The organism is Comamonas sp. (genome assembly GCF_036643215.1).
GTDB lineage: Bacteria > Pseudomonadota > Gammaproteobacteria > Burkholderiales > Burkholderiaceae_C > Comamonas.
Genome location: NZ_JAVXSJ010000002.1, coordinates 13,029 through 31,290, shown reverse-complemented (window position 1 = coordinate 31,290; position 18,262 = coordinate 13,029). Strand labels below are relative to the sequence as shown.

Annotated in this window: 20 protein-coding genes and 1 pseudogene; 12 read left to right on the top strand and 9 right to left on the bottom strand. The window is 60.8% G+C overall.

Annotated elements, in window-relative coordinates; genetic code table 11:
- Positions 1-57: 57 nt before the first annotated feature.
- The 4 genes from RSF91_RS01995 to ureC all read left to right on the top strand — a co-directional run bounded on the left by RSF91_RS01995 (position 58) and on the right by ureC (position 3,173).
- The gene (locus RSF91_RS01995; protein ID WP_099735397.1) at positions 58-360 is read left to right on the top strand and encodes an urease subunit gamma; all 303 of its coding nucleotides are present in this window, start codon (positions 58-60) and stop codon (positions 358-360) included.
- A gap of 96 nt (positions 361-456) precedes the next feature.
- A complete protein-coding gene (locus tag RSF91_RS01990; protein ID WP_332566844.1) occupies positions 457-1,074 on the top strand; it encodes a HupE/UreJ family protein in 618 nt (205 codons plus the stop codon).
- A gap of 10 nt (positions 1,075-1,084) precedes the next feature.
- Positions 1,085-1,390, top strand: a complete 306-nt coding sequence (locus tag RSF91_RS01985; protein WP_332566843.1) for an urease subunit beta — start codon at positions 1,085-1,087, stop codon at positions 1,388-1,390.
- A gap of 64 nt (positions 1,391-1,454) precedes the next feature.
- Positions 1,455-3,173 carry an urease subunit alpha gene (gene ureC / locus RSF91_RS01980; protein ID WP_332566842.1) on the top strand — a complete coding sequence of 573 codons (1,719 nt, stop codon included), beginning with the start codon at positions 1,455-1,457 and terminating at the stop codon, positions 3,171-3,173.
- Here ureC and RSF91_RS01975 read toward each other — a convergent pair.
- Positions 3,158-3,649, bottom strand: coding sequence for a gamma-glutamylcyclotransferase family protein (locus RSF91_RS01975; protein WP_332566841.1), 492 nt, complete (start codon positions 3,647-3,649; stop codon positions 3,158-3,160). The two genes, ureC and RSF91_RS01975, sit on opposite strands and share 16 nt — an antisense overlap.
- 97 nt (positions 3,650-3,746) lie before the next feature.
- Between RSF91_RS01975 and ureE the strand changes: the two are divergent.
- The 4 genes and pseudogenes from ureE to RSF91_RS01955 all read left to right on the top strand — a co-directional run.
- Positions 3,747-4,283, top strand: a pseudogene (gene ureE, locus RSF91_RS01970) (urease accessory protein UreE); the annotation flags it as partial.
- On the top strand, positions 4,276-5,007 hold the full coding sequence (locus tag RSF91_RS01965; RefSeq protein ID WP_332567037.1) for an urease accessory protein UreF: 732 nt from the start codon (positions 4,276-4,278) through the stop codon (positions 5,005-5,007). The pseudogene ureE and the gene RSF91_RS01965, both read left to right, overlap by 8 nt.
- A complete protein-coding gene (gene ureG, locus RSF91_RS01960) occupies positions 5,004-5,663 on the top strand; it encodes an urease accessory protein UreG (RefSeq protein ID WP_332566839.1) in 660 nt (219 codons plus the stop codon). The genes RSF91_RS01965 and ureG overlap by 4 nt, the downstream gene beginning before the upstream one ends.
- Before the next feature lie 604 nt (positions 5,664-6,267).
- Entirely contained in the window at positions 6,268-6,783 is a 516-nt protein-coding gene (locus tag RSF91_RS01955; protein WP_332566838.1) for a GNAT family N-acetyltransferase, read from the top strand.
- A 111-nt stretch (positions 6,784-6,894) separates the two neighbouring features.
- Here the strand turns inward: RSF91_RS01955 and RSF91_RS01950 are convergent, their stop codons facing one another.
- Both RSF91_RS01950 and RSF91_RS01945 read right to left on the bottom strand, forming a co-directional pair.
- The gene (locus tag RSF91_RS01950) at positions 6,895-8,034 is read right to left on the bottom strand and encodes a 3-deoxy-7-phosphoheptulonate synthase (RefSeq protein WP_332566837.1); all 1,140 of its coding nucleotides are present in this window, start codon (positions 8,032-8,034) and stop codon (positions 6,895-6,897) included.
- A 44-nt stretch (positions 8,035-8,078) separates the two neighbouring features.
- Positions 8,079-8,399: a DMT family transporter gene (locus RSF91_RS01945; RefSeq protein WP_099735390.1), complete on the bottom strand. Its 321-nt coding sequence runs from the start codon at positions 8,397-8,399 to the stop codon at positions 8,079-8,081.
- Between the two features lie 236 nt (positions 8,400-8,635).
- On the opposite strand from RSF91_RS01945, the gene RSF91_RS01940 reads away from it, so the two are divergent.
- Positions 8,636-9,439, top strand: coding sequence for an SDR family NAD(P)-dependent oxidoreductase (locus RSF91_RS01940; protein WP_332566836.1), 804 nt, complete (start codon positions 8,636-8,638; stop codon positions 9,437-9,439).
- A 70-nt stretch (positions 9,440-9,509) separates the two neighbouring features.
- On the opposite strand, the gene RSF91_RS01935 is transcribed toward RSF91_RS01940, so the two are convergent.
- Both RSF91_RS01935 and RSF91_RS01930 read right to left on the bottom strand, forming a co-directional pair.
- Positions 9,510-10,025, bottom strand: a complete 516-nt coding sequence (locus RSF91_RS01935) for a putative toxin-antitoxin system toxin component, PIN family (RefSeq protein WP_332566835.1) — start codon at positions 10,023-10,025, stop codon at positions 9,510-9,512.
- Complete coding sequence (locus RSF91_RS01930) at positions 10,025-11,320, bottom strand: THUMP domain-containing class I SAM-dependent RNA methyltransferase (RefSeq protein WP_332566834.1); 1,296 nt, start codon at positions 11,318-11,320, stop codon at positions 10,025-10,027. Before RSF91_RS01930 ends, RSF91_RS01935 begins: the two co-directional genes overlap by 1 nt.
- A 168-nt stretch (positions 11,321-11,488) precedes the next feature.
- On the opposite strand from RSF91_RS01930, the gene RSF91_RS01925 reads away from it, so the two are divergent.
- From RSF91_RS01925 to RSF91_RS01915, 3 genes are all read left to right on the top strand, one after another.
- Positions 11,489-11,827, top strand: coding sequence for a tRNA-binding protein (locus RSF91_RS01925; RefSeq protein ID WP_332566833.1), 339 nt, complete (start codon positions 11,489-11,491; stop codon positions 11,825-11,827).
- A gap of 57 nt (positions 11,828-11,884) precedes the next feature.
- Positions 11,885-13,117, top strand: a complete 1,233-nt coding sequence (locus RSF91_RS01920) for a DUF711 family protein (RefSeq protein WP_332566832.1) — start codon at positions 11,885-11,887, stop codon at positions 13,115-13,117.
- Positions 13,118-13,252: 135 nt separating this feature from the next.
- Entirely contained in the window at positions 13,253-14,176 is a 924-nt protein-coding gene (locus RSF91_RS01915; protein WP_332566831.1) for an aspartyl/asparaginyl beta-hydroxylase domain-containing protein, read from the top strand.
- 93 nt (positions 14,177-14,269) lie between these two features.
- Here the strand turns inward: RSF91_RS01915 and RSF91_RS01910 are convergent, their stop codons facing one another.
- The 4 genes from RSF91_RS01910 to RSF91_RS01895 form a co-directional block, all read right to left on the bottom strand.
- Positions 14,270-15,871 (bottom strand): RNA polymerase factor sigma-54, encoded by a 1,602-nt coding sequence (locus RSF91_RS01910; protein ID WP_332566830.1) that lies wholly within the window; start codon positions 15,869-15,871, stop codon positions 14,270-14,272.
- Positions 15,872-16,013: 142 nt separating this feature from the next.
- Positions 16,014-16,799 (bottom strand): LPS export ABC transporter ATP-binding protein, encoded by a 786-nt coding sequence (lptB, locus tag RSF91_RS01905; protein ID WP_332566829.1) that lies wholly within the window; start codon positions 16,797-16,799, stop codon positions 16,014-16,016.
- Entirely contained in the window at positions 16,796-17,452 is a 657-nt protein-coding gene (lptA, locus tag RSF91_RS01900; protein WP_332566828.1) for a lipopolysaccharide transport periplasmic protein LptA, read from the bottom strand. Before lptA ends, lptB begins: the two co-directional genes overlap by 4 nt.
- Positions 17,453-17,581: 129 nt before the next feature.
- A complete protein-coding gene (locus tag RSF91_RS01895; RefSeq protein ID WP_332566827.1) occupies positions 17,582-18,232 on the bottom strand; it encodes a thiol:disulfide interchange protein DsbA/DsbL in 651 nt (216 codons plus the stop codon).
- Between the last annotated feature and the right edge of the window lie 30 nt (positions 18,233-18,262).

Sequence of the window (18,262 nt, the reverse complement as noted above, 5' to 3'; positions counted from 1 at the left end):
CACACCGCACGCAGTCAGCAGTGCCGACTGCGCGAGCTGACTGAGGAATTAAAGAAGATGGAACTGACTCCTCGCGAAAAAGACAAGCTGCTGATCTTTACCGCTGCCCTGCTGGCAGAGCGGCGCAAGGCGCGCGGCCTCAAGCTCAACTACCCAGAATCCGTGGCGCTCATCAGCGCCTTTGTGATGGAAGGAGCGCGCGATGGCCGCACTGTCGCCCAGCTCATGAGCGAAGGCCGCAGCGTGCTGACGCGCGCCGATGTGATGGAAGGCATTCCCGAGATGATTCCCGACATACAGATCGAGGCCACCTTTCCCGACGGTACCAAGCTGGTCACCGTGCACGAGCCCATTGCCTGATCCATTGCCTGATCCATGGCCTGCTCCATTACCTGATTCAGCAGCAACTTCAAGCCTTTTAGCCCGCTAGCCCTTACCCATCAAGCGCAGACAGCTATGAAATTCAAGCAACTCATCATCACCACTGCCGCTGCAGCAACGGCCCTGCCCCTGTCCGCGCTTGCCCATGTGGGTGCCGATGGCGGCGGCCACCATCACTTTCTGGACAGCCTGAGCCACGCTTTTTCCCACCCTTTCACGGGTGCTGACCATCTGGCTGCCATGCTGGCTGTGGGCGCGTGGAGCGCTCTGACCATGCCCAGCCTGCGCACCGCATGGCACGCCCCTGCAGCCTTTGTCGCGCTGCTGGTAGCGGGCGCATTGGCAGGCTTTGCGGGCCTGTGGGTGCCGGGTGTCGAGCCCATGATTGCCGCATCGGTGCTGGTGCTGGGCCTGCTGGTACTGGTGCAGAAAAAAATGCCTTGGGGCGTCGCCGCCGCACTGGCAGGTGTCTTCGCTTTTTTTCACGGCGCAGCACACGGGTTTGAGCTGGCCGGTGACAGCGGCATGGCGACTATCGGTGCCTTGGCAGGCATTGCGCTAGGTTCAGCCGCCCTGCATGTCGCGGGCATGGTGTTCGGCCATGCGGTCATGCAGAGACATCGATGGCTGGCCCAATTCGGCGGTGCAGCGACAGCGGCACTGGGCGCTTTCATGCTGACCAGACTCGCTTGAGGAGGCTCAGATGATCCCCGGTGAACTACTGCTAGACCAAGGCGCGCACGAGCTCAACCCCGGCCGCCCTGCCACCACGCTGGTGGTGCAAAACGCCAGCGACCGGCCGATTCAGGTCGGCTCCCACTACCACTTTGCGGAGACGAACGCGGGCCTGTCTTTCGACCGCGAAGCCGCCCACGGCAAGCGCCTGAACATTGCCAGCGGCATGGCCGTGCGTTTTGAGCCGGGCCAGCAGCGCACGGTGGAATTGGTAGACATAGGCGGCGACCGCCAGATTTACGGCTTTCGCGGCCTGATTCAAGGAAAGCTGTAATGCTCCCACGCTCCTCACTTCATGCAGTCACTGCCCCTTGCAGCGGCCCAGCAGGAGACATGTAATGGCCACCATGGACCGACGCGCTTACGCCGAAACCTTTGGCCCCACTGTGGGCGACCGCCTGCGTCTGGCCGATACCGAACTCATCGTCGAGGTCGAAAAAGACTACACCCTGGCCGCTGGTGGCTATGGTGAGGAAGTGAAATTTGGCGGCGGCAAAACCATCCGCGACGGCATGGCGCAAAGCCAGCGCACGCGTGAGCAAGGGGCCGTCGACACAGTACTAACCAACGCCCTCATCATCGACCACTGGGGCATTGTCAAAGCCGACATCGGCCTCAAGGACGGGCGCATTGTGGCGATTGGCAAAGCGGGCAATCCGGACACCCAGCCCGGCGTGGACATCATCATTGGCCCCGGCACCGAGATCATTTCGTGTGAAGGCGATATCGTTACCGCAGGCGGCATAGACACCCATATCCACTTCATCGCGCCGCAGCAGATTGAAGAGGCACTGACCAGCGGCGTGACCACCATGATTGGCGGCGGCACCGGCCCCGCTACCGGCACGTTTGCCACCACCTGCACGCCCGGTCCCTGGCATATGGAGCGCATGCTGCAGGCGGCAGATGCCTTCCCCATGAACATCGGTTTTTTGGGCAAAGGCAACGCCAGCCTGCCTGCCGGGCTGCACGAGCAAATCAGCGCGGGGGCCATCGGCCTGAAGCTGCACGAAGACTGGGGCAGCACGCCAGCGGCCATCAGCAACTGCCTGGATGTGGCCGAAGAGACCGATACGCAGGTCGCCATACACACCGACACGCTCAATGAATCCGGCTTTGTGGAAGACACGGTGGCGGCCTTCAAGGGTCGCACCATCCACACCTTCCACACCGAAGGTGCGGGCGGCGGCCATGCACCCGACATTCTGAAAGTGGTGGGCGAGGCCAATGTGCTGCCCAGCTCCACCAACCCCACACGGCCTTACACCATCAACACGCTGGACGAGCATGTGGACATGCTGATGGTCTGCCACCATCTGGACGCCGGTATTGCCGAAGACTTGGCCTTTGCCGAAAGCCGCATCCGCAAGGAAACGATTGCGGCCGAAGACATCCTCCACGACATCGGCGCGATCAGCATGTTCAGCTCTGACAGCCAGGCCATGGGCCGCGTGGGCGAGGTGATTTTGCGCACATGGCAGACCGCGCACAAGATGAAGCAGCAGCGCGGGCCACTGCAAGGTGACGGAGCCAGAAACGACAACTTCCGCATCAAGCGCTACATTGCCAAATACACCATCAACCCCGCGATTGCGCACGGTATCAGCCACGAGGTGGGCAGCATCGAGGTGGGGAAATGGGCCGACATCGTGATCTGGAAGCCCGCCTTTTTTGGCGTCAAACCCTTTTGCATTTTGAAGGGCGGAAGCATTGCCATGGCGGCCATGGGCGACCCCAATGCGTCCATTCCCACGCCCCAGCCCGTGCACTACCGGCCCATGTTTGCCAGCTTTGGCGGAGCGATTGCAAAGACCTCACTCACCTTTGTCTCGCAAGCCGGTCTGGCTGCAGGCATTGGCCAGCGCTTTGGTCTGCACAAGACTTTGTCGGCGGTGAAGGGCATTCGCAATGTGAAGAAGCAGCACATGATTCACAACGATCTGGCACCCCACATGGAGGTGGACGCCCAGACCTACGCCGTGCGCGCCAATGGTAACTTGCTGACCTGCGAGCCCGCCACCAGCCTGCCCATGGCGCAGCGCTACTTTTTGTTCTGAGCGCTGTTGAGAGAAAACGCGGTATCCGGATGCTGAACACCCTTGCCCTCAAACCACTGCAGCCAATCGCTGGCGGCAATGCACGGCGCATGCTGCACGGTGGCGGGCATGGCTTCGTACACCAGCACCGCCAGCGGTTGCTGGCTGCCATCACAGCACATTACAGGCAAGGTCAGCACGCGCTTGCGGTACTCGCCCATGTCCTGCGGCCACAGGCCTTCAATACGGTCCATGGCCTGCTCCAGCGCGTCGCTCATGGGGTAGACCTCGGCCAGCACGGTTTGCGTGCCATTGAGGCTCAGTCCGGGGTACCAGCCCAGGTCAAACAAGCTGCCCGTGAGCTGCGTTCTGCCCCTGCAGACAATGCCCGGCTGCAGTCTTGCAATGTCGTTGACGCCACCTGCACGCAAAGTGCCATAGACCGCAACATGGGCCGCTCCGCAGGCTTGCCAGCTAGTCGAAGATTCTTTTTCCATCACCGCATCCAGAGAGTTTTTCAAACAGTTTGGCAGCAGCAAAAAGCACGCCAACCTGTTCAATGATCTGCGAAGCACGCTCCTATTTTGATTGCCCATGCTGACTGCCCACAAACTGCTGCCTCAGGGCCAAGGCCTTTCCACCGTACTACTCAAGCGTGCCACCACCATTGAGCTGGACTGGGATGTGCGCCAAAAATCGCGCTTTGCTGCCACCGACAGCAAGGGTCGGTCGCTAGCCATTTTTTTGCCGCGTGGCCAGGCAGTGCGGGGTGGTGATGTGCTGGTAGCTGAGGACGGGAGCCTGATCCGCGTGCTGGCCGCACCGCAGAAAGTGCTGCGCATTACGGCCTGCGCGCTGCACGGTTCGCCGTTTGATCTGATGCGCGCCGCCTACCATCTGGGCAACCGCCATGTGCAGATTGAGCTGCAGCCCGATCACCTGAAAATCGAGCCTGACCATGTGCTGGCCGACATGCTGCGCAGCATGCATATGACGGTGGTGGAGGCCGACCTTCCCTTTGAACCCGAAGGCGGTGCCTACGGCGGCCATGTGACCAATGATGGGCACAGCCATCACCACCACGGGCATGGCCACCCACATGAACACGATCACGATCATGGGCATGAACACTGATACCCAGCCCGCAACGCCAGCCCCGCATCTGGGGCTGAGCCAGCACAGCTTTTTGCAGCTGATGTGGCTGGCTTCGCCTGCCTTACCGATTGGTGGTTTTTCATACTCCGAAGGGCTTGAAGCGGCCATCAATGCTACGCTGGTCACTACAGAAACAGAAGCAGCCAGCTGGCTGGTGCAGCAACTGCATCTGACCCAGTCGCGCGGAGACATGGCGGTGATTGCGCAGGCCGTTGCTGCGTGGCAGCAGAACGACTTGCGCCGTGTTGCCGCGCTGAACCAGTGGGTGCGTACCACGCGCGAAACGAGTGAGCTGCGGCTGCAGACCGAGCAAATGGGCCGGTCGCTGACCGACTGGTTGCGCAACCGCTATACCGATGCCCCCGAACACCACGCCTTAATCGCCTGGCTGGCCGCTCAAGATGCCAGTTACCCCGTGGCCTTTGCGTTTGCGGCTTTCTGCACGGGGGCTGCACCCCGCGATGCGTTGCTGGCCTTTGCCTTTGGCTGGGCGGAGAACATGGTGCAGGCCGCCATCAAGGCCGTGCCTTTGGGCCAGAGCGCAGGTCAGCGCATTCTGGCAAAACTGACGCAAGAAATCCCCCAAGCTGTTGACCATGCGCTGGCACTTCCAGACAGCGGGCGGCAGGCTTTTTCGCCCATGCTGGCCATTCTTTCGGCCCAGCATGAACACCAATATTCACGCCTGTTTCGATCATGAGCACTGCACTGCACCACATCCCCAACCGCACAAAAAAACTGCCCCCCTTGCGCGTGGGCATTGGCGGGCCCGTGGGCTCGGGCAAGACCACCATTCTGGAAATGCTGTGCAAGGCCATGCGCGACAAATGGGACCTGATCGCCATCACCAACGACATCTACACCAAGGAAGATCAGCGCCTGCTGACCGTCAGCGGCGCGCTGCCCGCTGAGCGCATCATGGGCGTGGAAACCGGCGGTTGCCCGCACACAGCCATTCGTGAAGACGCGTCCATCAACCTGGAAGCCATTGACCGCATGCTCAAGGACTTCCCCGATGCCGACATCGTCTTCATCGAGTCGGGCGGCGACAACCTGGCCGCCACCTTCAGCCCCGAACTTTCGGACCTGACCATCTACGTCATCGACGTAGCAGCGGGCGAGAAGATTCCGCGCAAGGGCGGGCCCGGCATCACCAAGAGCGATCTGTTTGTCATCAACAAGACCGATCTGGCTCCCCATGTGGGCGCCAACCTGGAGATCATGCGTAGCGACACCATCAAGCAGCGCACCACGCCCAAAGGGCTCAAGCCCTTTGTGATGACCAACCTCAAGACGCTGGACGGACTGGATGAAGTGGTGGCCTTCATCGAAAAGCAGGGCCTGCTGGCGGCCTGATTTCAGACGAAAAAAGCCGCCTCAAACGGCGGCTGTTTCTATCACCAGTGCGTGATTACTGGTTTGCCAGATCCAGATGGAACTCGCGTGCTTCTTGGATGAATGCGATCAGGGAGTTGAGAGCTTGGCGCATGATGAACTTTCTATGAAATCAAGAGATGCACTTCAAGCGATGGACAGTACGCATCTCATGCACTGCCAGCACCGGGCAAAACCTTAGGGGTTAACCCTTGGAATAAGTATAAACCACTACTTTTGATTTTGCAAACGCTGCTGAGCACCGCTGCCGCACGCCAATGCTCAAAAACGACAGCCCCCTTGTCGAATCGCTTAATCAAGCCCAGGTTTGCCAAATTCCTGCATCCAATTGAGTGAAATTTGCTGTACTTTTTAACAGTACGTCGCCAGGCTTGCGTGCTGACTGCTACGCTATGGGCTGTTGACAATATTTGAGGCGGGCTCACAACGCCCGCAGGTGGAAAGTGGAAATGGCGCGTGATTTGGGTTTGCAGCAGATGGCCGGGGCTCCGGCTTATCGAATGAACGCCGACATCCTGCCCGGCGAATATGCCGCGCCCCGGTTTTACCGATGCGGAGCCTGCGCATGACATCCACACTGACCGGCCCCAGCACCCCCGCCTCGTGGAACATCACGACCATGAACCCCGCAGAAGCCCCCTGGCATCTGCTGCTGCTGGCCGACCCCTCGCGTGAGCGCATCAAGCGTTATCTACCCCACTCCACTTGTTTTGCGGCCCGCCAGACCGCCCAGTTCACGCCCAGCGGTCTGGGTGCGCTGATTGGTGTCTGCGTTCTGACGCCTGAAGGTGACGGGCAGCACAAGTGGGAGCTGATCAATATGGCCGTATCCACGGCCTGGCAACGCAACGGGATTGGATCGGCCCTGCTGCACCGCGCCATCCGGGATATGCGCCAGCGCGGCGTGCGGCAACTGGAAGTGGGAACCGGCAGCTTTGGCGATCAACTGCTGTTCTACCAGCGCATAGGCTTTCGCGTGACCGACATAGAGCGCGACTTCTTTTTGCAGAACTACACCACCCCACTGTGGGAGCGCGGCGTGCAGCACAAGGACATGCTCAAACTGACGCTGGAGTTGTAGAGCTTTTCAAAAACGATAGCGGTCTGCGCAATTTGCAAAAGGGCTAGAGCGTCAGAAAACAAAAAGAGGCACCTTGGTGCCTCTTTTTTTAGATCGCCAGACCCGAATCGCTCAAGCAGTCTTGATACGACGCGCACGCACGGCCTGCGCCAGCTGCTCCAGCACCGGAATCGTCTGCTCCATGCTGATGCAGGCATCGGTCAGAGACACGCCGTAGGCCAGCTCTTCGCCTTCCACGATGTCCTGACGGCCTTCGTGAATATGGCTTTCAATCATCACGCCGGTAATGCGTGAATCACCAGCCGCGACCTGCTGGGCCACATCGGCACCGACGTCGATCTGGCGACGGTGCTGTTTGCTGCTGTTAGCGTGCGAGAAGTCAATCATCACCTGCGGGCGCAGGCCTGATTTTTCCAGAATCTCGCTGGCAGCCTGCACATGGGCCGCATCGTAATTAGGGGCCTTGCCACCGCGCAGAATGACGTGACAGTCCTGGTTGCCGCGTGTCTCGAAGATGGCGCTCTGGCCCATCTTGGTCATGCCCATGAAGGCATGGCTGGACTGTGCGGCCAAGATGGCGTCGCTGGCCACTTTCAGGCCACCATCGGTGCCGTTCTTGAAGCCCACGGGGCAGCTCAGGCCGCTGGCCAGCTGGCGGTGGCTCTGGCTCTCCGTCGTGCGCGCACCAATCGCGCCCCAGCTGACGAGGTCGCTGATGAATTGGGGCGACAGCAAGTCCAGAAACTCAGTCCCCGCAGGCAGGCCCAGCTCCAGAATATCCAGCAGCAGGCGGCGTGCCAGCTCCAGCCCTTCGTTCACGGCAAAGCTGCCATCGCGGTAGGGGTCGTTGATGTAGCCCTTCCAGCCCACGGTGGTGCGCGGCTTTTCAAAGTACACGCGCATGACGATGAGCAGATCGTCCTTGAGCGCATCGGCCTGCACCTTGAGCTGGCGAGCGTAATCCATGGCCTGATCGTGATCGTGAATCGAGCATGGGCCGACCACCACTACCAGACGGTCATCCTGCCCATGCAGCACGCGCGAGATGGCTGCGCGGCTGGACTCCACCAGCGCGTAGGCTTGCTCGGTAATAGGCAGCCACTCTTCCAGCAGCGCAGGCGTGAGCAGCGGGCGCACGATCTTGATGCGCGTGTCATCGACGCGGGTTTTGTCCAGAGTGGTCAGCTTGGGGGTAGCGGGCACGGCCTTGCGCGGGGCCGGTGCAGTCGTGGAAGGCGTGGAGGAGTTCATGCCTCTATTGTCGCCTTGCCCGAACGGTTGCGCGGGCAGACCTGTTATTCGCCGCTGGAGAGCTTCATCAGCACCAGCCCGCTGACGATCAGCACGGCTGCGCCCACGCGCATGGCGCTGACCTGCTCGCCCAGCACAGTAATGCCCACCACAAATGCACCTACAGCACCAATGCCCGTCCAGATCACATAGGCCGTGCCCAGCGGCAACGTGCGCATGGCAATCGACAGCAGGCCAAAGCTGGCAATCATGGCCACGATGGTGATGGCGCTGTATTTGAAGTGAGTGAAACCGTTGGACTGCTTCATGGTGAAGGCCCAGAGCACTTCAAGAACGCCAGCGATCAGCAGATAAACCCAAGCCATAGCAAACCTCTTTGGAGATGAATGGCCAGGTCGTCCCGGCAAGAAAAAGCCATGTGCAACACAGCCAGGCAAGGTCGTCCCTGCTGAGCGAATGCTAACCGGCTGCGGCAAAACCGGTCTAGCCTTGGGTGGTTCAGGCGCCACAGGCGCTGGCAAATACTTCGTCCAACTCAACGATGCCGACACGCTGAGGCTCACGCACAGTGATCCTGACAAGCAACAAGGAGAGCTGACAAATGAATCGACTGCAAGACCGCGTCGCCCTGATTACTGGCGCAGGAGCCGGCATTGGCAAAGGCGTGGCCCGCCGCTTTGCCGCCGAAGGCGCCAGCCTGTGGCTGGCCGATATCAATGCCGAAACCTGCGCCGCAGCGGCGCACGAAATCAGCGAAGAGTTTGGCGTGCAAGTCGGCTACTCGGCGGCAGATGTCAGCGAACATGCGGCCGTGCAAACCATGGTCGATGCTGCGCTGGCGCACTTTGGCCGAGTGGACATTCTGGTCAACAACGCATGGGGCCGTCGCCCCGGTGCCAAGCCCGGCTTTGCGCAGGTCGAGACGCTCAGCGATCTGGATGCCGACTGGGCCTGGCGCATTGGCGCACAGTCTGCGCTGTGGGCCATGCAAGCCGTCTTTCCCGGCATGAAGCAGCGCGGCTGGGGGCGGGTCATCAATATGTGCTCGCTCAACGGCGTCAACGCTCACCCCTATTCGGTGGACTACAACATGGCTAAAGAAGCCCTGCGCACTCTTACGCGCTCCGCCGCGCGGGAATGGGCGGCCCATGGCATCTGCTGCAACGCCATCTGCCCTGGCGCAGCCACCGAGGCCTACCAAAAGTTCGCCACCGCCCAGCCAGAAAATGCGGCCGATATGCTGCGCATGAACCCCATGGGCTATATGGGCGAGCCCGAGCGCGACATTGGCGGCGCAGCGCTCTTCCTGGCCAGCGATGACTGCTGCTATGTGACCGGCAATACGCTGTTTGTCGATGGCGGCAGCCACATCAACGGCGTGCCGTGGTTGCCCAAGCAGAAATAATCACTCTCAAAAAAAATAGCTGCCAGCGCTTATTTATCAAGCGCTGGCAGCTATTTTTAATGAAGGTATATCAAGCCTCGGCGGTCGCCTCTGCAATCACTTCAGTCACGACCTCTTCCAATAAAACGATATTCCCCACCGTCGCGCCATAGTGCGTCGCCACGCGCTTGCGCTGCTTGAGCACGGCGCGGTCTTTGCTGACCAGAACCGCTTTGTGCAGGCTGGCCAGGTCGAGGAAATGCTGGTCGTCCGGGTCGGTGCAGGTAAAGCGAATCTTTGGGGCCTCGGCCACATATTCGACAGCTTCATCAAACGCCGCCATCACGCCTTCGGGCGTCTTGCCGTAGAAGCTCACGCGCGGGGCGATCTGGCTGTAATGCAGCACGCGACCCAGCTCGATGCGCTGGGCTTGGTCGGCAATCCAGCGGACCTCGCCCTTGGCGACCAGTTCACGAATCGATGGGATATGCGGGTCGTCAAAGATCAGCATGTCCAGCACCACATTGGTGTCCAGAATCATGGGGCGCGGCAACGGGCCTTCGTAGCCGGCGTTACAGGCCGGCCAGCGCAGGGGGGCGATTTTCATTACGCTTCGCCTGCTTGCGCATTGCCGTCTGCAGCGCCATCGGCATTCTTGCGGGGCTTGGTCGAGCCCTTGATCATGTCGAAGCGGAACAAGCGGCACTCAATCGGGCCGTTCCACATGGGCGTGCGGCGCGATTCTTTGAGACGCATCTGGCTGGGCAGCTTCAGGTCGGGCGTGAGCATGAAGGCGCTCCAGCCGCTGTAGTTCTTCTTCCAGTGGCTGGCCAGCTGGCTGAAGAATTCGCCGCCGTCTTCGGTCTGCGCAGTTTCGCGACCCACGCGTTCGACCTGACCCATACGCTCTGCGGCATTGCGGCCCGAGCTACCGGCAGCGGCAATACGTTCGCCATAGGGCGGGTTCAGAATCATCATGCCGGGCTGGTCGGTAGGCGGCATACGCTGCAGCGCATCGCCACCGCGCAGATTGATGGTTTCGGCCACGCCTGCACGTTCGGCATTGCGCTGGGCAAAGTCGACCATACGGAAGGAAATGTCCGAGCCATAAATGCCCACGGGCGACTCGGGCAGGATGGCGGCCTCGGCCTCGTCCTGAATCACTTCCCACACATGGCGCTGGAAGGGCACCAGCTTTTCAAACGCAAAGCGGCGCAGAATGCCGGCCGGAATCTTGCGCGCAATTTGCGCCGCCTCAATCAGCACGGTGCCGCTGCCGCAGCAGGGGTCGTACAGCGGCTGGGGGTTATCGCCGTGGGGGTTCCAGCCACTGGCAGCAATCATGGCGGCGGCCAGGGTTTCCTTCAGCGGCGCATCGCCCTTGTCCTCGCGCCAGCCGCGCTTGAACAGCGCTTCGCCCGAGGTGTCGATGTAGATGGTGGCGCCGTCAGTCGTCAGGTGCAGGTGCACGCGCACATCGGGGTGGTGTGTTTCCACGCTGGGGCGCACGCCGTGGCGCTTTTCGCGGAAGCGATCGGCAATCGCATCCTTGACCTTGAGCGCAGCAAAGTTCAGGCTGGTCAGCGGGCTGTGCTGGGCGGTGACTTCGATCTTGAAGGTCTCCTTGGGCGAGAACCAGATCTCCCACGCCACCTCGCTGGCAGCGCGGTACAGATCGTTCTCGCTGCGGTACATGGTGTGCGACAGCTCGACCAGCACGCGCTGCGCAAGGCGGCTGTGCAGATTGAGCAGCATGGCATCACGCCACATGCCGCGCAGCATGACGCCGCCCCGGCCCACGAGCAAATCTTGCCCGGTGGCACCGGTGATGGCGTGGACCTCGTCGGCCAGAAAACCCTCGACGCCGGCGGCGCAGGGCAAAAACAAATGCAGTTGGTTCATAAAAATCAATGCGCGCCAGCTGCGGTGTCAGGTGCCTGACACTCGATATGCGCGTTACAGGGCATAAGCATACGCGCTAGGCCTTTTCCGGTGCCAGCGCACGGCAAGCGTTGCGCTATAGATACGCGCTGCGGCGCCGTCATCATGACGGCACAAGGAGACTCAAAAATGGAAGAAATCAGCTGGAACGACTTCATGAAGGTGGAGCTGCGTGTGGGCCGCGTGCTGCAGGCCGAGGCCTTTACCGAAGCGCGCAAGCCCGCCTACAAACTGCTGCTGGATTTGGGCCCCGAGCTGGGCCAGCGCAAGTCCAGCGCGCAGATCACCGAGCATTACCGGCCCGAGGACTTGATTGGCAGACTGGTGGTCGCGGTGGTGAACTTTCCCAAGAAGCAGATTGGCCCGTTGATGAGCGAATGTCTTGTGACCGGTTTTCACGATGCCTCAGGAGCCGTGGCACTGTGCGTGCCCGACAAGGAGGTGCCGCTGGGCACGCGCCTGCTGTAGCCCTGGCGTCTGCATGCAAAATGGCCGACAGCCCTTTTACAGACTGCGGATACTGCTATGAATATCAGCTTCAACCCTCTGGTGCGCGTGCGTACCGTCACCGCCTTCGTCAACATGCCCACCGAGCGTGCGCAGTGGCAGGCAAGTCTGACACTGGCCAAGCAGCAGTGCGATGCAGTCGCCGATGCTATCGAGGCCCAGGGCTACCGGGTGCAGTCGATTCGCATTGTGAGCAACCCGTTTGGCGAGTTCATCAATGTCTCGGGGATTGATTCGGCGCTGGCCGATTTGCAGCACATCACCCAGTTGCTGAGCGCTATCAACACCGGCGCGCGCCGCATTCGCTTTGCCATTGGCGAGGCGCGCAACGCACAAGAGGTTGCGCTGCTGCCCCAGCTGATCGCCGCCTATGGCGACCTTTGCAATGCCTGCGTGAATATCGACCTGGACGAGCACGGCTTTTTGCAGACCGAGCTGCTGGCCCACAGCGTGCAGGCTATTCAGGAAATTGCCCGCACCACGCCACGCGGCGAGGGCAATTTCAACTTCACGGTCAACTTCAACTGCGCGCCCGGCATTCCCTACTTTCCGGCCAGCTACCACCGCGGCCAGCACCATGGGGCGCTGGTGCTGGGGCTGGAAACACCAGATCTCATGGTGGCCGACCTCCAGGCGCTGCAAGCCCAGCGCCAGCAGCTGGATCACGCCGCGTGGTTCAAGCTGGCCTTCGAGCGCCTGAGCCAGTCGCTGACCACACATGCCACCGCAATCCAGCGCTGCGCCGATGGCGTGACACTGGCCGACGGCTGGCGCATTGCAGGCATGGACACCTCGGCCGCGCCCTCCAAGTCCTGCGCCTCCATGGTCGATGTCTACCGACTGCTTGGCGTGCCCTATTTCGGCGCCAGCGGCACGGTGGAAGCCTCGGCCCTGCTGACGCGCGTGTTCAAGTCCGTCCAGGGCGTGACGCCAATCGGCTTCAGCGGCCTGATGCTGGCCGTGACCGAAGACCAAGGCTTGGCCCAGGCCAGCCTGAATCAAGAATTCGATATTCGCGCCCTGCTGACCTACAGCAGCGTCTGCGGCATTGGCCTCGACACCGTGCCGGTCCTCGGCGACAGCAGCAATGAGCAGATCGCCGCAGTCATGCGCGACACGGGCACCATGGCCTTTCGCCTGAACAAGCCGCTGACTGTGCGCCTGTTCCCCGTGCCGGGACTGAAAGCGGGCGATAAAACCGCCTTTGAAAGCGACGACCTCTGCAACTGCGCGGTGCTGGCTTTGCCTTGAATTTCATGCAAAACAAGGCGCTAGCGCTTATTGATCAAGCGATAGCAGCTATTGTTATTGATATTCCCCTACCCCGGTTCTGTTTGACCTGCCCCCATGGTCGCCACCGGGGCACCCCCGGTAAAATTGACCCTTATGGCAAAAATTATCGTTCTGGCCCTGGTGCTGATGTTCGTCGGCTGCGCCTTGTACATGCACCTGCGTGGCAAGGTGCGCCACAAGGTGGTGAAGCAATTGTTTGATCACTCCACGTTCACAGCGCCCTTCAACGTCTTCATGCTGATGTTCAGCAAAGTGCCGCGCACGCCTTATCTGCCCACCAGTACCTTCCCCGAGCTGGCCCAGTTACAGGCCAACTGGCGCGAGATCCGCGAGGAAGCCGTCAATCTGCAGAAAAACATGCAGATCAAGGCTGCCGCCAATAACGACGACGCAGGCTTTAACTCCTTCTTCAAGACCGGCTGGAAGCGCTTTTACCTGAAGTGGTATGGCGATGCCCACCCGTCCGCCATGGAGCTGTGCCCCAAGACCACCGCCCTGGTCAAATCCATTCCCAGCATCAAGGCCGCCATGTTTGCCGAGCTGCCGCCCGGCGCCAAGCTCAACCTGCACCGCGACCCTTATGCGGGCTCGCTGCGCTACCACCTGGCCGTGCTGGCGCCCAATGATGACCGCTGCATGATCGAGGTCGACGGCACGCCTTACAGCTGGCGCGAGGGCGAAGGCGTGATCTTCGACGAGACCTATATGCATTGGGCCGAGAACCGCTCGGAAGGCAACCGCATCGTGCTGTTCTGCGATGTGGAACGCCCCATGACCAATGGCTTTGCCCAGTGGCTCAATCACTGGCTGGGCAAGAACGTGGTGGCCGCTGCCAGCTCACCCAATAACGAGGGCGACCCGCGCGGCATGATCAGCAAGCTGTTCAAGATCTCCTTCTACGCCGGCAAGTACCGCCGCGCCTTCCGCAGCTGGAACCCGACCTTCTACAAGATCCTCAAATTTGGATTGATGATTGGCGTGCTGGCGCTCTTCATCTGGTGGTTGATACCCAACTAACCCCCTGAGGCGCTTTGCGCCTTGCGAGGTTCCCTGCCCCAATAAAAAAGCCGCTGAGCAATGCATCAGCGGCTTTTTTATTCCCAGCGATGGCTACAACGCCTTGCGCAGCGTTGTCGTCGGTATCTTGAGCTGCTCGCGGTACTTGGCCACCGTGCGGCGCGCGCATTCAATGCCCTGCTCCTTGAGCATGTCGGCCAGCTTGGCATCGGATAGCGGCTTTTTAGGACTCTCGGCATCCACAAACTGCTTGATCAGCGCCCGCACCGCCGTGCTGGAGGCGCTGCCGCCGGTCTCCGTTCCCAGACCCGAGCCAAAGAAGTATTTGAGCTCAAACGTGCCCTGCGGCGTAGCCATGTACTTGGCCGTGGTCACGCGGCTGATGGTGGATTCGTGCAGGCCCAGCTGATCGGCAATATCGCGCAGCACCAGCGGGCGCATGGCCAGCTCGCCATGCACAAAGAAGTTTTTCTGCCGCTCCACAATCGCTTGCGACACCCGCAAGATGGTGTCAAAGCGCTGCTGAATGTTCTTGATGAACCAGCGCGCCTCCTGCAATTGCTGCTGCAGCGCTGCATGGCCTTCGCTGCTTTTGTGGCGGCGCAGCACGCCTGCGTAAATGTCATGCACGCGCAGGCGCGGCATCACATCGGCATTGAGCTGCACGGAAAAATCGACCCGCCCTGAGCTGACGCGCACCGGGCGCACGATGACATCGGGCACGATGATATTACGCTCCACATCCACAAAGCGGCGACCGGGGCGCGGCTCCAGCCCGGCAATCAGGCTCATGGCTTCGCGCAGCGGCTCCTCGCGTGCGCCGCACAGGCTGGTGAGCTTGCGCAGGTCACGCCGCGCCAGCAAGTCCATGGGCTGCTTGCAAATGGCCTGCGCCAGCTTCAAGCGGTTCATGTGCGCCTCGGTCGTGCCTTCGTCCTCAGCGGTGTGAATCAAGTCACGTAGCTGCAGTTGCAGGCATTCGGACAGGTCACGCGCGCCCACGCCCACAGGCTCCAGACTTTGCAGCAGCTTCAGCGCAATGGCAAAGCGCTGCTCCAGCTCTTCGCGCTCTTCCAGATCGTCGCCGGCCAGACTCTGGGCCAGCTCCTGCAGCGGGTCTTCAAGGTAGCCGTCGTCGTTGAGCGACTCGATCAAAAAGCGCAGCGCAGCGCAGTCTTCGGCACCCAGACGCAGGCTGAGCGCTTGCCGGTGCAGAAATGCAGTCAGGCTTTCGTGCTCGCGGGCCAGGTCAATGGCATCGGTTTCGCCATCACCATCACGGTTGCGGGTGGAGCCGCTGCCCGAGGGGGAATCCCACTCGCTGCTGGATTCACCGCCCCACTCGCCATCCTGGCCGTCAATGCCGTCGGCCTCCCAGTTCAGTGTTTCCGGGGTTTCGGCGCTGGTGGTCTCTGCTACAGAGTCAGTAGCTATTTGCGCCTGTCCTGCATCTTTTTCAGATGAAATAGGGTCTGAAGTGCTGTATTCATGAGCGGCAGGCGCTATCTCTGCAGGAGCATCGCTTCCTGCATCGGCCTCATCGCCAGCGCGTTCCAGAAATGGGTTGTCGACCAGCATCTGCTCGACTTCCTGCGCCAGCTCCAGCGTGGACAATTGCAGCAGCTGAATGGACTGCTGCAACTGCGGCGTAAGCGAGAGATGCTGCGAAACGCGTAGCGAGAGACCTGGCTTCATCAGCTAAATGCCTCCAGCCGGCGGCTGCAGCAAATGCTCGCGCCACTCAGACTTCGCCGCCGTGCGGCTTCAATGCGCTGGCCCGCAGCACTGGACAACGCCAGCGCCGGGGGGAATGTGAGAGAGCGAAAGCCTGCTCTCATCACATGCGGAAATGTTCGCCCAGGTAGACGCGGCGCACATCGGCGTTCTCCACAATCTCCTCGGGGGTGCCTTCGGCCAGCACATGCCCATCGCTGATGATGAAAGCATGGTCGCAAATGCCCAGTGTCTCGCGCACATTGTGGTCGGTAATCAGCACACCAATGCCGCGCTCCTTGAGGAAGCCGATGATGCGCTGAATCTCGATCACGGCAATAGGATCGATACCGGCAAAGGGTTCATCCAGCAAAATGAAGCGTGGCTGGGTCGCCAGTGCACGCGCGATTTCCACGCGGCGACGTTCACCGCCGGACAGCGCCAGCGCGGGCGACTGGCGCAGGTGCTCAACGCGCAATTCCTGCAGCAAGCCGGTCAGACGTTTTTCAATCTCGTCGCGCGTCAGCGCCTTGCCCTGCTCGTCTTTTTGCAGCTCCAGCACAGCGCGCACATTGTCTTCCACACTGAGCTTGCGGAAGATGGACGCTTCCTGCGGCAGATAGGACAGACCCAGGCGCGAGCGCTGGTGAATAGGCATGCCTCCGACAGGCTGACCATCAATAAAGATCTCGCCACCATCGCTGCGCACCAGACCCACGATCATGTAAAACGATGTGGTCTTACCCGCGCCATTGGGGCCGAGCAGACCGACCACCTCGCCTTTTTGCACGGTCAGAGACACGTCCTTGACCACCTTGCGGCTGCCATAGGACTTGGCCAGATGCTTGGCTTCAAGGCGACTTTCAGACTCGCCGGTGCGGCTGCTGCTGGAGAAGGTCGGCTCAATCATTTCTTCTCGCCCGCCTTCTCGCCACCCAGAGTCATGCTCTGGCGCAATTGCGTTGCGGGTGTCGCAGGCTTGGGCTGAGCGCCCGGCGTACCTTCCTTGGGTGCCATGATGGCGCGCACACGACCGCCCTGACCAATGGAAGAGCTGGGCAGTCCGCCGCTGGTCTTCTCGCCATCGACCGTGTAGACGTCCGTGATGTTGTTGTAAACGATGATGGAGCCGGTGACCTGGTCACTGAGCTGGCCGCCACGGTAGCGGCGCATCTCGCCACGGCGAATGAATTTGACGATATCGGCCTTGCCGTCGTACTCGATGACTTCGCCTTCGCCTTCAATAAATTCTTCAGGCTGACCCGGCACACTGTCGCGCTTCTGGCGGAAGAAGGCGCGCTTGCCCGGCTCCGCCTTGATCACTCCGTACTGGTAGCCCTCGGCATCCTGGCGCACATCCAGCTGTACGCCACGCAGCACGATAGTGCCCTTGGTCATCACCACATTACCGGTGAAGACGCTGGTCTGCTGCAGCTCGTCGTGGCGCAGCGCATCCGCCTCAATATTCATGGGCTTGGCGCTGTCGGCTTTTTCGGCATGCGCAATGCCGGTCGCTGCTGCCAGGGCGCAGGCCAGCGCAAGAGGTAGGAGTGATTTTTTCATGGAAGGCACGTTTCTTGCATCCATTGTAGTCATTCCCTTTTTAGAACTTGCGTAAAAAACACCCATAAAAAAGCCCGCACGGCGGCGGGCTTGCTGAGCATCAGGGCTTGATGACGTTAGCCACCGACCTTATGCCTTGCGGCTGGAGGCAATCAGCGCATTGACGACGCGCAGCACGTTGTCCATATTGCCTGCCTTGGTGCCGTCTGTGTAGTAGCGGCCGGCCACGCCCATGGCAGGCACGCCTTCCACGTCGTACTCGTTTTGCAGCTGGGCAGCCTTGCGCGACTGATTGGCCACGGTAAAGGAGTTGTAGACCTCCTTGAACTTGGCCACATCAACGCCTTGCTTGCCGATCCATTCAAAGATGGCTTCGTCGTTCTTCAGGCCGTTGCGCTCCACGTGAATGGCACGGAACACCTTGGCGTGCAGCTGGGGCAGCAGGTTCATGCCTTCCAGTGTGAAGTACAGCTTTTGCTGGGGCAGGAAGGAGGCATTGAAAGCCACGGGCACGCGGCGCACCACCACATCGGCAGGCTGGCTCTTGGCCCAGGCTTCAAACTGGGGCTCGAACACATTGCAGTGCGGGCAGCTGTACCAGAAGAACTCGATCACTTCGACCTTGCCGGCAGGTGCGCCCACGCTGGCAGGCTTGGCGAGCTTGATGTAGTCCTTGCCTTCCTTGGGGGCTACAGCTTGCGCCCAGCTGGAGGAAGTACCCAAAGTCAGGGTACCGGCAGCAGCTGCCGAAGCAGCCAGAGAGAATTCGCGACGTTTCATCTAAACAAACTCCTGTATCAGGTCTGCAAT

What these genes read in the sequence shown, in the direction of transcription:
- RSF91_RS01995 (WP_099735397.1), top strand. Translation starts at nt 58, where the DNA reads ATGGAACTGACTCCTCGCGAAAAAGACAAGCTGCTGATCTTTACCGCT.
- RSF91_RS01990 (WP_332566844.1), top strand. Translation starts at nt 457, where the DNA reads ATGAAATTCAAGCAACTCATCATCACCACTGCCGCTGCAGCAACGGCC.
- RSF91_RS01985 (WP_332566843.1), top strand. Translation starts at nt 1,085, where the DNA reads ATGATCCCCGGTGAACTACTGCTAGACCAAGGCGCGCACGAGCTCAAC.
- ureC (WP_332566842.1), top strand. Translation starts at nt 1,455, where the DNA reads ATGGCCACCATGGACCGACGCGCTTACGCCGAAACCTTTGGCCCCACT.
- RSF91_RS01975 (WP_332566841.1), bottom strand. Translation starts at nt 3,649, where the DNA reads ATGGAAAAAGAATCTTCGACTAGCTGGCAAGCCTGCGGAGCGGCCCAT.
- RSF91_RS01965 (WP_332567037.1), top strand. Translation starts at nt 4,276, where the DNA reads ATGAACACTGATACCCAGCCCGCAACGCCAGCCCCGCATCTGGGGCTG.
- ureG (WP_332566839.1), top strand. Translation starts at nt 5,004, where the DNA reads ATGAGCACTGCACTGCACCACATCCCCAACCGCACAAAAAAACTGCCC.
- RSF91_RS01955 (WP_332566838.1), top strand. Translation starts at nt 6,268, where the DNA reads ATGACATCCACACTGACCGGCCCCAGCACCCCCGCCTCGTGGAACATC.
- RSF91_RS01950 (WP_332566837.1), bottom strand. Translation starts at nt 8,034, where the DNA reads ATGAACTCCTCCACGCCTTCCACGACTGCACCGGCCCCGCGCAAGGCC.
- RSF91_RS01945 (WP_099735390.1), bottom strand. Translation starts at nt 8,399, where the DNA reads ATGGCTTGGGTTTATCTGCTGATCGCTGGCGTTCTTGAAGTGCTCTGG.
- RSF91_RS01940 (WP_332566836.1), top strand. Translation starts at nt 8,636, where the DNA reads ATGAATCGACTGCAAGACCGCGTCGCCCTGATTACTGGCGCAGGAGCC.
- RSF91_RS01935 (WP_332566835.1), bottom strand. Translation starts at nt 10,025, where the DNA reads ATGAAAATCGCCCCCCTGCGCTGGCCGGCCTGTAACGCCGGCTACGAA.
- RSF91_RS01930 (WP_332566834.1), bottom strand. Translation starts at nt 11,320, where the DNA reads ATGAACCAACTGCATTTGTTTTTGCCCTGCGCCGCCGGCGTCGAGGGT.
- RSF91_RS01925 (WP_332566833.1), top strand. Translation starts at nt 11,489, where the DNA reads ATGGAAGAAATCAGCTGGAACGACTTCATGAAGGTGGAGCTGCGTGTG.
- RSF91_RS01920 (WP_332566832.1), top strand. Translation starts at nt 11,885, where the DNA reads ATGAATATCAGCTTCAACCCTCTGGTGCGCGTGCGTACCGTCACCGCC.
- RSF91_RS01915 (WP_332566831.1), top strand. Translation starts at nt 13,253, where the DNA reads ATGGCAAAAATTATCGTTCTGGCCCTGGTGCTGATGTTCGTCGGCTGC.
- RSF91_RS01910 (WP_332566830.1), bottom strand. Translation starts at nt 15,871, where the DNA reads ATGAAGCCAGGTCTCTCGCTACGCGTTTCGCAGCATCTCTCGCTTACG.
- lptB (WP_332566829.1), bottom strand. Translation starts at nt 16,799, where the DNA reads ATGATTGAGCCGACCTTCTCCAGCAGCAGCCGCACCGGCGAGTCTGAA.
- lptA (WP_332566828.1), bottom strand. Translation starts at nt 17,452, where the DNA reads ATGAAAAAATCACTCCTACCTCTTGCGCTGGCCTGCGCCCTGGCAGCA.
- RSF91_RS01895 (WP_332566827.1), bottom strand. Translation starts at nt 18,232, where the DNA reads ATGAAACGTCGCGAATTCTCTCTGGCTGCTTCGGCAGCTGCTGCCGGT.